Source organism: Mycobacterium simulans (genome assembly GCF_900232995.1).
Lineage (GTDB): Bacteria > Actinomycetota > Actinomycetes > Mycobacteriales > Mycobacteriaceae > Mycobacterium > Mycobacterium simulans.
On record NZ_OCVX01000098.1, the window covers coordinates 1 to 14836 of the forward strand.

Annotated in this window: 2 protein-coding genes and 1 pseudogene; all 3 read right to left on the reverse strand. The window is 62.6% G+C overall.

The genetic code is table 11. The features are described 5' to 3' along the window. Window positions 1-6781 (reverse strand): PPE family protein (locus tag MSIMFI_RS27495; protein WP_191500069.1); only part of this gene is annotated, 6781 nt, incomplete at its 3' end. Window positions 6782-7115: 334 nt separating this feature from the next. Then, window positions 7116-12971: a PPE family protein gene (locus tag MSIMFI_RS27500; protein ID WP_191500070.1), complete on the reverse strand. Its 5856-nt coding sequence runs from the start codon at window positions 12969-12971 to the stop codon at window positions 7116-7118. A gap of 48 nt (window positions 12972-13019) precedes the next feature. Next, window positions 13020-14836: pseudogene (locus MSIMFI_RS27505) on the reverse strand (PE family protein); the annotation flags it as partial.

The following is a 14836-nucleotide window of genomic DNA, read 5'->3' on the forward strand; positions in this document are numbered from 1 at the left end:
CGATAGTAGTGCCCTCGAAGAAGACGATCGGCGGAATCTCGATCGATTCGTGGATGTCCAGCGGTATTCCGGGTACTCGGATTTCCGGGATGGTGAAGGGCCCGATGTTGACGATTTCGTGGACGCCGAACAGCGACATTCCTGGGATATCGATTTGAGGGATCTCGATTGGACCGAGGTTGAATGTTTCGTTGAGATCGAGGATGGTGCTTCCCGAAATTTCAATGCTGTAAGAGAAGCCGACCAGCCCGTGGTAGTCGCCGGTCCACAACGCCCCGTTGTTAAAGCTGCCCGAATTGAACGCGCCGGTGTTGACATTGCCGGTGTTGAACAGACCGGTGTTGGTGTGACCGGCGTTGAACCAGCCGGTGTTGGTATTGCCAGGGTTGAAGTCACCGGTATTGAAGCTGCCCACGTTGAAACTTCCGGTGTTATAGCCACCGGTATTGGCCATACCCGTGTTGAAACTGCCGGCGTTGAACACTCCGGTAGCGGCGGTCCCCGAGTTCCCGATCCCGGTGTTGTAGCTTCCCGAGTTGCCGATACCGAAGTTCCCGGTGCCGGAATTGAAGAAGCCGATGTTACCGGTGCCGGTATTGAACAACCCCAGATTGCCGATTCCGGAGTTCAGTGAACCAATACCGGTCAGGTTGTTCCCGACCAGCCCGATACCGATGTTGTTGGTGCCGGTGTTGGCCAACCCGATATTCGCCACTCCCATGTTCGCCAAACCAACGTTGCCGTTGCCTGCGTTGCCGAACCCGACATTGCCGATCCCGGGCAGCGCTCCCAGACCAGAGTTGCCGAACCCGAAATTTCCGTCGCCGAAGTTGCCGAAGCCGACGTTGCCGTCCCCGAGGTTGCCCAACCCCAGGTTCGGGGCGCCGAAGTTTCCGGCCCCCAGATTGAGGCCTCCGACGTTGCCCGCACCCAGGTTGAAGTCGCCGACATTGGCAAAGCCGAGGTTGACCCCGCCGACGTTGCCCAAACCCAGCACGTTGAGCGGGCTGAGGTGCCGCAGCTCGGCAATCGCGCTGTCGATGATGCTCGGGCCACCCGAACCACCCGAGCCCGAGTCGCTGGTCAGCATCTCCAGCAGGCCCTCATACGACAATCCCGACACGTGCTGGCCTAGGTTGCCCAGCCCCGAGATCACCGCCGGCACACCGGTACCGAGCGAACTTACGTTGAACAGACCCGAAATACCGGTGCCCGAGTTGAGCAAACCAGAAACCAGCGTGCCGGCATTGCCCACACCCGAAACCGCCCCCAACAGCGACCCCGGCGCCTGGTTCAACCACCCCGACACATTCGAGCCGAAATTCCCGATCCCCGATCCGCCGCCGCCGCCGAAGTTGAAGAAGCCGGACGACGGGATGGTGGTCGAGTTCCCAAAGCCCCGGGTCGCCGGGATGTCGATAATCGAAATGTCGATCGGCCCGGCATGGGCGAGAACGTCAAAATCCAACGGAATCGCGGCAAAAGTCGTACGGGGTATAGACAGCGCCGGAATATCCAACGACAAATTGATCGGCAGCGAATCCGCCATTGAAATCCCCTCGACGATCGACGCCGGAATCTCAATAGGCGGAATCTCGATAGGTATAGTCTCGCCAACCGAAATCGCGTCCAGGGTAATGGGATCAATGACCAGATCGAGCGGCGCATTCATTGCCGGAATTGTTGACGCAAAACTCAAGGGGCCGAATGTACCACCCAAAAAGAGTGGAATAGCTGGGATACTGACCAAGAAAGGAAACCGCTTAATTGTAAGGTTCGATAGGGTGATGGGGCCGAAATTGAAGGCTCCGGTCATGTCCAGTGCGGATAGGAGGGTGGTAGCCGGGGCCGTAAAGCCGACGTTGGCGGCTCCATCGATGCCGATGCGGATTGCCGGAATGGGGATATCCGGCACGGCGAAGGCGTAATTCGCGGCGCCGGAAAGTTCCAGGTGCAGTGGGGGCAGGATGGTGGTCTCCGGGATGACGATGGGACCGATGCCGCCGGTTGAGGTGAAGTGGATCGGGAATTCGGGAATCGTAATGCCGTAGTGGAGACCGAAAAGTCCCTGGTAATTGCCCCGCCACAGGATGCCGTTGCTGTAGTTGCCGGACATGAACGCGCCGGTGTTGACCGTGCCGGCATTCATGATGCCGGTGTTGGAGTGGCCTGTGTTGAACCAGCCGGTGTTGGTGTTGCCCGGGTTGAAATCCCCGGTGTTGGTGTCACCGGCGTTGAAGCTGCCCGTGTTGTGGTTACCGCTGTTGGCGATTCCGGTGTTGAAGCCACCGGAGTTGAACAACCCGGTATTGGCAATACCCGAGTTACCGACACCGGTGTTGTAGCTTCCCGAGTTCCCGATACCCCAGTTCCCGGTGCCGGTATTGAAGAACCCAACATTGCCGGTTCCCGAATTGAACAACCCGATATTGCTGCTGCCCGAATTCAGGCCACCGATACCGGTCAGGTTGTCCCCTACCAGTCCTATCCCAATGTTGTTGTTGCCTGTGTTGGCAAACCCGATATTGCCCACACCCAGATTGGCCAAACCGACGTTGCCGCTGCCGGTGTTGCCGAAGCCGACATTGCCGATCCCTGCCAGGCCCGCCAGGCCCGAATTGCCGAACCCGACATTGCCGTCGCCGATATTGCCCAAGCCCAGATTCTGCGCGCCGATGTTCGCCGCGCCCAGGTTGAACTCCCCCACATTGCCCAACCCGAAGTTGAAGCGGCCCACGTCGGCCAACCCGAGGTTGACGATGCTGCTGCCGTGATTGAGCGCGGTGCCCGCCGCCAACAACCCCGACAATTGCTGACCGACGTTGCCGACGCCCGACACCATCGCCGCGGTCCCCAGCGGCAGGGTGCTGGTGTTGTACAACCCCGACGCACCCGAGCCGAAATTCAGCACACCCGAGCCCAGGGTGGCGGCGTTGAAAAAGCCCGAACCCCCACCGGCCAGGATGCTGTGCGCCTGGTTGCCCCAGCCCGACATGCCCGCACCCAAGTTGCCGAACCCCGATCCCCCACCAGCGCCGGCATTGAAGAAGCCCGACGACGGAGTCGTGGTCGCGTTCCCAAACCCCGGGACCGCCGGAACGGTGACGACCGGGATTTCGATCGGACCAATGAGGACGGTGCCATCGAACACCGCCGGGACCGCGTTGATCGTGAAGCCGTTGGGCAACAATGTGAAAGCGTCCAAGCCCCCCGATAGGTTGGTAACCCCGGCCGTAGCCTGAGGAAAGTGCAACCCACCCGGGAAGAAAGTAAACGCCTCGTTGCCGCCCGACAAACCCACAGTCAGCGGAGTTTGAGCAGGAATGGTGAAACCATTCGGGAAGAGGGTCCAGGGAGTGGTATCGAAATCAACTCCCAGTGGAATTGGCTGGCCGATAGCAGGTCCGCTGACTGTCGGCCCAGCGGCTTCGACGTTAAGTAGATCGATGGTAATGAAACCTGGTGCTTGAAACCGGGCGATACGAATTAGCGGATCGGCAAGCTTGAAGGATCCAATGCCCAGCTCCAGCGATCCGGTGAGCGGGTTAAGAGCAGATATGGGCGCGATTGTGCTTTCCGCAAGATGCACGAATCCTACGAGGTTGATCGGGATTTCGGGAATGGTGATGGGTGGGATCGTGAAGGGCCCCAGGGCGACGGAGGCATTAGTGATATTGAAGTGCAACGCCGGAATCGGGATGGGCGCGACGTGCAGGGGGCCGACACTACCGATTGCGTGAACGGTGACGGGGAATTGGGAAATGGTGTGCCCAAAGTATAGGCCGAACAGGCCTTCGTAGTTGCCCCGCCACAGGATGCCATTGCTGTAGTTGCCCGTCATGAAGGCGCCGGTGTCAACGTTGCCCGAGTTCGCGAATCCTGTGTTGGCGTTCCCGGTGTTGAACCAGCCGGTGTTGATGCTGCCCGGGTTGAAACCACCGGTATTGGTGTCACCAGCGTTGAAGCTGCCGGTGTTGTAACTACCTGGATTGGCCAGACCCGTGTTGAAACCACCGGCATTGAACAACCCCGTACTGGCCGTCCCCGCATTACCGATACCGGTGTTGTAACTACCCGAGTTGAACAATCCGAAGTTCCCGGTCCCCGAATTGAAGAATCCGACATTGCCCGTACCGGAGTTGAACAACCCGATATTGCCAGCGCCCGAATTCAGGCCACCGAAACCGGTCAGGTTGTCGCCGGTGAGCCCGATACCAATATTGTTGTTGCCGGTATTGGCGAACCCAATGTTGCCCACGCCAAGGTTGGCAAGGCCATAGTTGCCACCGCCGGCATTGCCGAAACCGACATTGCCGATACCCGGCAGATCCGCCAGACCCGAATTGCCGAACCCGAAGTTGCCCTCGCCAACATTGCCGAACCCGAAATTCCCGTCACCGATATTGCCCACGCCCAGGTTGACATCGCCGACATTGCCCAATCCGACATTGAAATTCCCGACATTGCCCAACCCGAGGTTTCCGCCGCCGACATCGGCCAAGCCCACGTTGAGCGCGCCGCCCGCCGCCAACAACCCCGACACCTGCTGCCCGACATTGCCAATACCCGACATCAACGCCGGCGCCCCCACCGCGGCGGTGTTGTAGAACCCCGACAACCCCGAACCCACGTTCAGCACACCCGAACTCAACGAGCCGACATTGGCAAAACCCGAGCCCGCCCCCGCGAACGCACTCGACGCCTGGTTCCACCAGCCCGACACGCCCGCACCAACATTGCCGAAACCCGATACCCCACCCGCACCGGAATTGAAGAAGCCCGAGGACGGAGCCGTCGTCGTGTTCCCGACGCCCGGACTCGCCGGCATACCCATGCCCTGGATGGGGATGGGACCGATAGTGATGCCTGCCCCGACGTTCAGCGGGATGTAGTCAATAGTGATCGCCGGGGTACTGAAACCATCAATCTGGCCAGTGATGTCGATCGTCAACGGCAACGGCTGAGCGGGAAGACTAAAGCCCGGGATCGTAAAGCCGGTGGTGTACACCACCACATCTGCGAGCAGCCCCAATGAATTATTGGGAATACTGATACCATTCGGAAAAAGCGTAACCGCAGGAGTAGACCAATTAACGGTTACCGGAAGCTGAGGAATCCTAGTATTGATATTGATGTCATTGACGGTGGTAGAAAACGCGCCAGTCGAGTTGTTGATGATTCGGATCGCCGGTATGTGAACAGTCCCTAGGACATTGAATGGGCCGACAGGGAAGGTCGTGGTGAAGTTCTGGGCAGCAAAGAGGGTGATGGGCGAGATGGTGAGGGGGCCGATGCTGACGGGTATGGCGGTGCCCCCGCCAATTGCGGGGATGGTGATGTCCGGGACGACGAGGGGTCCGAGGTTGAACGTGTGGTGAATATTTATCGGGATGGTGGGAAGGATCTGGATCGGCGGGATGGTGATGGGACCCACGCCGCCGTTGAGGCCAAGGCCGATGGGAATTGCAGGAATCGAGGAGCCCGCGGAAAATCCGACCAGGCCCTCGTAGTCGCCCCGCCAAAGCATGCCGTTGCTGTAATTGCCCGAGATGAAGGCGCCGGTGTTGACATTGCCCGAGTTCGCCACACCCGTATTGATGTTGCCGGTGTTAAACCAACCGGTGTTGGTGTTACCCGGGTTGAAATCACCTGTATTGAAACTACCTACATTGAAACTGCCCGTGTTGAGACCACCGGCATTAGCCAGACCGGTATTAAAGTCACCGGCATTGAAGAACCCCGTACTGGCCGTACCCGAATTACCGAAACCCGTGTTATAACTTCCCGAGTTGAACAATCCGAAGTTTCCGGTGCCCGAATTAAAGAACCCAATGTTGCCGGTACCCGAGTTGAACAATCCGATATTACCGGAGCCCGAGTTCAGACCCCCTATACCCGTCAGATTATCGCCGGTTAACCCGATCCCGACGTTGTTGTTGCCGGTGTTGCCAAACCCGATATTGCCCACACCTAAATTGGCGAAACCGTGGTTGCCGCTGCCGGCGTTGCCCAACCCCACATTGCCGATACCGGGAATCAGGCCCAGACCAGAATTACCAAATCCGAAGTTTCCGTTGCCGATATTGCCGAATCCGAAATTGCCGCTGCCCAGGTTCCCGGCGCCCAGATTTTGACTGCCGACGTTGGCCAAACCCAGGTTATTGACGCCGACATTGCCGCCGCCCACGTTGTAATTGCCGACGTTGCCCAAGCCCACATTGACCTGGAGTTCCTTAGTCGAGGAGGCCAACGCCCCCAGCGCCTGCCACGGCTGCGTAAACGCCTGCAGCGCTGACGCCGTCGCAGACGCCTCGACGTGGTACCCGACCATCGCGACCACATCCTGGGCCCACATCAATTCGTAGTCGGCTTCCGCGGCCGCGATCGCCGCAGTGTTCTGCCCGAAAAGATTCGACAATGCCAACGACCGCAGCACAGACCGATTGGCCGCGACCATCCCAGGATCTACCGTCGCCGACAACGCCGCCTCAAACGCAGCCGCCGCCACCCTGGCCTGCCCCGCCGCCGCCTCGGCCTGGGCGGCCGTCGCAGCCAGCCACCCTGCGTACGGGGCGGCGGCGGCCGCCATCGCTGCCGACGACAGGCCCTGCCACGACCCACCTATCAACCCTGAGGTCACTGACCCGAATGAGGCCGCCGCCGACCCAAGCTCAGCCGCCAGGCCATCCCACGCCGTCGCCGCTGCCAACAACGGCCCCGACCCCGCACCGCCGTACATCAGCACGGAGTTGATCTCGGGGGGCAATATCTGAAAGCTCACCGCCCCAACCTCTTCTCAACCCACGTACACGCCGCCGCCACCGACGACGACGACGATCCCACGGCGGCGCGGCCGACCTCAGGGCAAATTCACCAATAGATGCGCGAAAACTATGCAAAATGCACATCGCCGCAGCTGGGTCGATTGCACGAAACCTCAAGGGATGACCGGCAGCGGTTCAAGCCTGAGTGCCATGTGTTGGCCGGTGCCGAGAGGTCGGCCCGACCCGGCGGACCGCATGGAGATCGGTCGCTGCCGGCGCCGTCACGTTTTCGGTGGTCGAGCACCATGGCGTCATCGGCCGGCGACGCGCCGCGCTAACGCCAGCGACCGGTTACGGCCCGGTGCCCTGGTACAAGAAGCCAGAGAGTTGCCGGCCGAAGTTCAACATGCCCGAAGTGAACGCCGACTGTATGTGGTTGGGGTCAAGGATGCTGGTGTTGTACAGGCCCGAGAGCCCGGCGCCGCTATTCAGCAGACCCGACTGCAGAGCGCCGAAGTTGAAGTAGCCAGAGGCTGACCCCAACAAGGCAGTCGGAGCCTGGTTCAGGAAACCCGAGATGCCCGCGCCGAAGTTTGTCATGCCCGAGACCCCGCCGCCGCCGGCGTTGAAGAAGCCCGACGACGGGACCGTGGTGGTGTTGCCGAAGCCCGGGACCGGCGGGATGACGATCCCGGCGTTGATGGGGCCGAGGAGGGCGTCGGCGTCGAGAACCACCGGAATCCGGTCGATAGTGATCTCCGGGGGGAACGAAAAGGCAAGGGTGGCGCCGGACACCGAGAAGCCCACCGGGATTTGGGGAACCGTGATTTCCGGGCTCACGAAGGGGCCGATGGTGATGGACAAGGGCAGCTCGATGTGGATTGGATCGACGGGAATCTGGAATCCCTGGATGGTGATTTCCGGCGTCAGAGTGGTCAGGCCAAGCGAACTCAACGACATGGTGAACGGCAAAATCTCGCTGCCCGTCGTTTGGATGGCAGCGATCTGAACATCGATAAACCCTAGAAACTTGAGAGTGAATGGATCAATGATGGAGCCTGAGCTGAAAATTGGGCCGACGGTGACACTGCTTTCCGGGTCGAGGCCCAGGGCGGGAATAGTGATGTCCTGGATGACGATGGGACCGAGGTCGAAGACTGAGTCGATACCGACCGTGATCGGGGAAATATAAATGGACGGGATGGTGAAGCCGCCGATTGCGCCGGTCGCGGTGAGGTCCAGGGGAATTGCCGGAATATGGAACGACGGAATGGTAACGGGGCCGGCGCCGCCGTGCGCGTGAATGCTCGCGAGAGTGAATTCGGGAACGATGGTGTTGGTGTAAGAGAAGCTGACCAGGCCCTGGTAGTCGCCCGTCCAGAAGATGCCGTTGCTGTCATTGCCCCTGATGAAGGCGCCGGTGTTGACGTTGCCGGAGTTGACCACCCCGGTGTTGCTGTTGCCGGCGTTCAACCAGCCCGTGTTAATGCTGCCCGAGTTGAAACCGCCGGTATTCGCGTGACCGGCGTTGAAACTGCCGGTGTTGTAATTGCCCGCATTGACTAGACCCGTGTTGGAATTACCGGCGTTGAACCACCCCGTGCTGCCAATCCCCGAATTACCGACACCGGTGTTGTAGCTCCCCGAATTGAACAAGCCCCAGTTCCCGGTACCGGAATTGAAGAACCCGACATTGCCGGTACCCGAATTGAACAACCCGATATTGCCGCTACCCGTATTGAAACTACCGATCCCGGTCAGGTTGTCACCGCTCAACCCGATACCGATATTCCCGGAACCGGTATTGGCGAACCCGATGTTGCCCACGCCCATATTCGCAAAGCCGAAGTTGTTACTGCCGGCATTACCGAACCCAACGTTGGCAACACCCTTCGAATTCCCGAACCCGACGTTGTCCCACCCGACATTGCCCAACCCGACGTTGTTGCTGCCGACATTTCCGGCCCCCAGGTTGAAGCCGCCAATGTTGCCGGAACCCAGGTTGAAGTCCCCAACATTGGCGAACCCGATATTGCCGACACCTAGGTCGCTCAACCCCAGATTGGGGCCGACGATCCCAACGGCCGAGCTGAAGCCCGATATCAGGGAGTCCCCGAGGCTCCCGTCGAATAGGCTCGCAACACTCACCCCCAAGCCCGGGACACCGAAACCGTTGAAGAGACCCGACAAGGGGTCCGACGAAGGGTTTGTAGTCGACGTCTCAGAGCCCGGCGTGGTGATGATCGGGATGTTGACGGGGCCCACGGGGGTAATGAGGTCCACGTTCAAAGGAATTGCGGGCAGAACGGTGGCCGGGATGGAGATGGCCTCAAGGTCGACGGACACGTCGATGGGCTCCATAGCGTGGAGAACCATTGCCTTCACGGTTGAGGCCGGGGAGTCGAAAGCCAGATTGAGCGGCAAAGATTGACTGAAATTGCCCGGGAAGGTGAGTTCTAGCGCGTCCATATTGAGCGGTATAGAGCTTCCCGGAATTACTATGGGGTTCAGCGCGATGCCGTCTCTGAAGTCAAATAGGAAGAGAGTATTGATGCTCCCGACCGCCATGTACAACTTGGCAGGCTGGGTGCTGATATTCGCAATTTGGATTTGAGGGATATTGAAGCCTCCCGTGATGCCCAGGCCGGAAAGAATAGTGGTGGGTGGGGCGCTGAGACCGAGGTTGACATTTCCGTCGAGGCCCAGGTGGATTGCGGGGACGGGGATGTCCGGGACGGTAAAGGGGCCGAACTCGACGTTTCCCGTGACGGTCAGGAGGGGATGCAGTGCATCCAAAACGGTGGTGGTCGGGATGCTGATGGGGCCGATGTCGCCGGTGAGGGTGAAGTGCAGCGGGAACAGGCCACTGGTGAGTCCAAAACCGCCTGGAACCGCCGGAATGGGGCCGTTCGCTGGGACCGGGGGAATGTAATCCCAATGGAAGGGGAACGGGCCAAGGGTGAGGGTGGTGTGCAGGTTCACCGGGATGCGGTCAACCGTGAAACCCTGCGGGAAGACGGTGAATGCTCTGGTGCCGGCAGCGAAGTTGGTGACGCTGACCACGGGGTTTTCCGGGAATTCCAGGCCACCCGGGAACAAAGTGATGCTGTCCAGGCCGCCGGACAGGTTGATTGACACCGGGGTTTGGTCGGGAACGGTGAACCCGTTTGGGAACAAGCTCAATGGTGTTGTGGACAGATTGAAGTCCGCGATGAGCGGGGTGACGACCCCCGGGTTCCCGCCGCCGACGGTGGGTCCATTGATCTTGAGGTCGGTGATGCTGAGGTAGAACGGCGCGACGGGGAATCTTGCGCCGGGCGGCCCCAAGGGCGGGCCGTACTGATCGATCGTGACGAACGGGCTCGGCAAGCTGACCGGGTTCATGAAGATGGTTGCGCTGGTGTCCAACCCCGCAAGAAGAACCGTGGGAGACACGTGGAAACCCTGGAGGCCGACGGTTCCCGTCACGTGGATGGGAATCGCGGGAATGGTGATCTGTGGGAGGGTGAATTCGCGGAGCCCGAGGAATCCGCCGGTGATTTCCACGTTGAATTCGGGAACGGGAATGGGCTCGACGTGGATGGGACCTATCCCGCCGACCAGCTGGAGGTCAATCGGAATTTGAGAAATGGTGAAAAGCGTTGGGGGGGAGAAGACCACTGGGCCCGGGGCGTAGGTGTGGTCACCCGTGAGGAAGACGCCGGTGTTGGCAATCCCCGAGTTACCGATGCCGGTGTTGTTGCTCCCCGAATTGAACAACCCAGAGTTCCCGGTACCGGAGTTGAAGAACCCGACATTGTCGGTACCCGAATTGAACAACCCGACATTGCCGCTGCCCGAATTGAAGCCACCGATCCCGGTCAGGTTGTCACCGGTCAATCCGATACCGATATTCCCGTTGCCGGTGTTGCCGATCCCGATGTTGCCCACGCCCATATTCGCAAGGCCGAGGTTGTCACTGCCGGCATTACCCAACCCGAAGTTGTTGCTGCCGATGTTGCCGCCGGCCAGGCCGCCCCCCGACAACACTCCCGACAAGTGCGTGCCGACATTGCCGATACCCGACACCAGCGTGCCGGCGTTGAAGTAACCCGAAGCCATCCCCAGCAACGACTGCGTGGTCTGGGGGGTCTGGTTGAACCAGCCCGACACGTGTGCGCCGGCGTTCCCGAATCCCGAAACCCCACCGGCACCGGTGTTGAAGAAACCCGACGACGGGGTGGTCGTTGAATTCCCGAACCCGGGCGACGCCGGAATGTTGACGCCGGCGATGCCGACGGGGCCCGCGTGGCCGGTGGCGTGGAGGTGCAACGGGATGTTGTCGATGGTGATTTTCGGGGTGCTCAGGGCGTCGATATGGCCAACCACGTTGATCGTCAGCGGAAGCGGTTGCTCGGGAATCGAAAATCCCGGGATGGTGAAGGCGTCGGTGCCGGCCGTAACGCCAAGAGTCAGGGAGAGCGGTGTGTCGGGAATACTGACGCCATTCGGGAAAAGGGTGAGGGCTGGGGTGCTAATGGCGAAGGTCACCGGGATGGAAAAGCCGGTATTGATATGTATTGGGCCGATCAAGGTTTCGGGAACGGGGGTAGGGCTGAGTGAGATCTGATGGATTTGGGGGATTGTTATGGTCGAGAGGGGCCAGGTGAACGTTAGGGTGTAGTCGAAAAGATCGATGTGTTGAGCGGGCCAAAGGATGATGGGATTGATTTTGATTGGGCCGATCGAAAGATTTGGTATGGTGCCGCCCAGCGAAATTGCCGGGACGTTGATGGGCGGGACGACCAAGGGGCCAAGGTAGAAGGTTTCGTTGATGTTGATCGGGATTTCGGGAAGAATGTGGATTGGCTCGATGGTGATGGCGCCGACACCACCGTTTATATCGAGGCTGAGGGGAATTTCGGGAAGAATTTGCCATCCGGAGGAGAAGGGCCCGATCAGCCCCTCGTAATTGCCCCGCCACAAGACGCCGTTGCTGTAGTTGCCCGAGATGAAGGCTCCGGTGTTGACGTTGCCGGAGTTGGCCACCCCGGTATTGATATCACCGGTGTTGAACCAGCCGGTATTAATGCTGCCCGGATTGAAGTCGCCGGTATTGGCGTCACCCGCATTGAAACTGCCGGTGTTGTAATTGCCCGCGTTGACCAGACCCGTGTTAAAACCACCGGCGTTGAACCACCCCGTGCTGCCAATCCCCGAATTACCAACACCGGTGTTGTAGCTCCCCGAATTGAACACACCCCAGTTCCCGGTACCGGAGTTGAAAAACCCAACATTACCGGTACCCGAATTGAACAACCCAACATTGCCGCTACCTGTATTGAAAACACCGATCCCGGTCAGATTGTCACCACTCAACCCGATACCGATATTCCCAGAACCGGTATTGGCGAACCCGACGTTGCCCACGCCCATATTCGCAAAGCCGAAGTTGTTACTGCCGACATTACCGAAACCAATGTTGGCAGCACCCTTCGAATTCCCGAACCCAAAGTTGCCCCACCCGGCATTGCCCAACCCCACGTTGCTGCGGCCGCTATTGCCGCCACCCAGGTTGAAGTCGCCGATATTGCCGAACCCCAGGTTGTAGCTGCCGATGTTGGCATTGCCCGCGTTGAACGTGCCGATGTTGGCTAAGCCCAGATTGACGGCGAGCGACTTGCCCGGTTCGGCGGCGGCCGCCAGGCTCCCCAACGGTTGGACAAAGGGCGCTAACGCCGACGCGGCCGCCGACGCGCCGGCGTGATAGCCCAGCATCGCGGCCACGTCTTGGGCCCACATCAGCTCGTAGTCGAACTCGGCTGCCGCGATCGCCGGCGTGTTCTGCCCGAACAAATTCGATAACGCCAGCGAGACGAACTGGGACCGATTGGCCGCAACGACGAACGGGTCGACCGTCGCGGCCAACGCCGCCTCAAACACACTGACTACCGCCCCCGCCTGCCCGGCCGCCGACTCGGCCGAAGCCGCCGCCGCACTCACCCCCCCCAGGTACGGGGCGGCCGCCGCCACCATCGCACCCGACGACGGTCCCTGCCATACCCCACCGGCCAGTCCCGAAGTAACCGACCCGAAAGCCGCGGCCGCCGAGCCCAGCTCGGCGGCCAGCCCACCCCAGGCCGCCGCCGCGGCTAGCGGGGGTTCCGAACCCGCCCCGCTATATATCAGCAGGGAGTTGACTTCTGGCGGCAGAACCGCAAAGTTCATGCCACCATCCTTTCTCTGGGCGTTCTCAACATCGCTGTCGTCCGGTGATCAGGGCGTTGCGCCGAGGCCGCCGCTGCCGCCGGGTGCGGCGCCCCCCGGTGTCGTCCCGACGTTCGCGTTGGGGCCCGAACTGCCCCCGGGCCCGACCGTGGGGGCTTTGGCGCCGCTGAAGCCGCCGGCGCCGCCAGCGCCACTGACGCCACTGTCGCCGCCGAGACCGAGCGCGCTGCCGGTACCGCCGCCGGCGCCGCTGTCGCCGCCGTCGCCGCCATCGCCACCGGTGCCGCCGGCGGCGGCGTTGCCGCCGCCACCGCCCGTGCCGCCGTTGCCGCCGTTCCCGCCGGTGGTGCCGCCCCCGTGGCCTCCGGTGCCTCCGGTGCCGCCGTTGCCGCCGTGACCGCCGAGGACGATGCCGGCGCCGCCCATACCGCCCTTGCCGCCGCTACCGCCGCTACCAGACACGAGCCCAAGGCTGGTGGTGGCGCCGTTGGCGCCGCCGGAGCCACCGGAGCCGCCGTTACCGCCGGCACCGCCCACGTAACCACTGCCACCGGCACCGCCGGAGCCGCCCCCGGCGCCGTTGCCGCCTTTGGCGTTGATGCCGCCGCCGACGCCGGAGCCGCCGTTGCCGCCGGCACCGCCCTTGCCGCCCACGTCGCCGACGTTATTGCCGCCGCTGCCGCCGGCGCCGCCGCTGCCGCCAGCACCGCCGGAGCCGCCGACGTTGCCAGCGAGTCCCGAGGTCCCGCCATTGCCCCCGGCGCCGCCGTGGCCGCCGTTGCCGCCGTCGCCGCCGGAGCCGTTGGGGTTGCTGCCGCCCGCACCGCCGTGGCCGCCGGCGCCGCCTGAAGCGCCCGTGACTCCGGCGGCGCCGGGGCCGCTGGTGTCGCCGAAGCTGCCGTTGCCGCCGTTACCGCCGGCGCCTCCCTTGCCTCCCAGGCCGGTGGCATTACCCCCGGCGCCACCGCTGCCGCCGGAACCGCCATTACCACCGGCGCTGCCGCTACCTGCGTTGGTGGCCGGGCCACCGTGGTCGCCGTCACCACCCGCACCACCGGCGCCACCGAGAACGACGCCCTTGCCGCCGGCACCACCATTACCGCCGTTGCCGCCGTGGCCGCCGCCGATACCGCTGCCGGTGCCCCCGCTGCCGCCGAAGCCGCCGTGGCCGCCGGCACCGCCGGCGCCGCCCGTGTTGCCGCTGCCGCCGGCGCCGCCATTGCCACCGCCAGCGCCGTTGCCACCGTGAGCGTTGCCATTGGTGGCACCGCCGGTGCCGCCGGCACCGCCCGCACCGCCCTTGCCGCCGGTGCCGGCGGCAGCGGTGCTGTCGCCGCCCTTGCCGCCATTGCCGCCCGAGCCGGCGGAGCCAGCGTCGCCGCCGCCGCCGTTGCCGCCACCGCCGCCGTGTCCGCCAGCGCCACCAGCACCGCCGTTACCGGTGGAGCCGGTGCCGCCGTTGCCGCCGGCACCGCCGTTGCCGCCGGCACCGCCGGACTGGCCAGTACTGAGAGAGCCACCGCTGGCACCGGCGCCGCCGTCGCCGCCGGCACCGCCGGCCCCGCCCGTGGTGCCAGCGCCCCCGTTGCCGCCGGTACCGCCCGCAGCACCGCTGCCGCCGTGTTCACCGGCGGCGTTGGTACCGCCGCCATTGCCGCCGGCACCGCCGGCGCCACCCGCAAGGCCCGCGACGCCAGTGCTGTTGCCGGAGTTGCCGCCGTTGCCGCCGGCGCCGGCGTTGCCGCCGTGGCCGCCGTTGCCGCTGCCACCGTCGGCGCCCTTGCCACCGTTGCCGCCCTGGCCGCCAACACCGGCGGCCAGGGCGGCAACGGTGGCAAGGGCGCCGACGGTGGCAGCGGCAACGG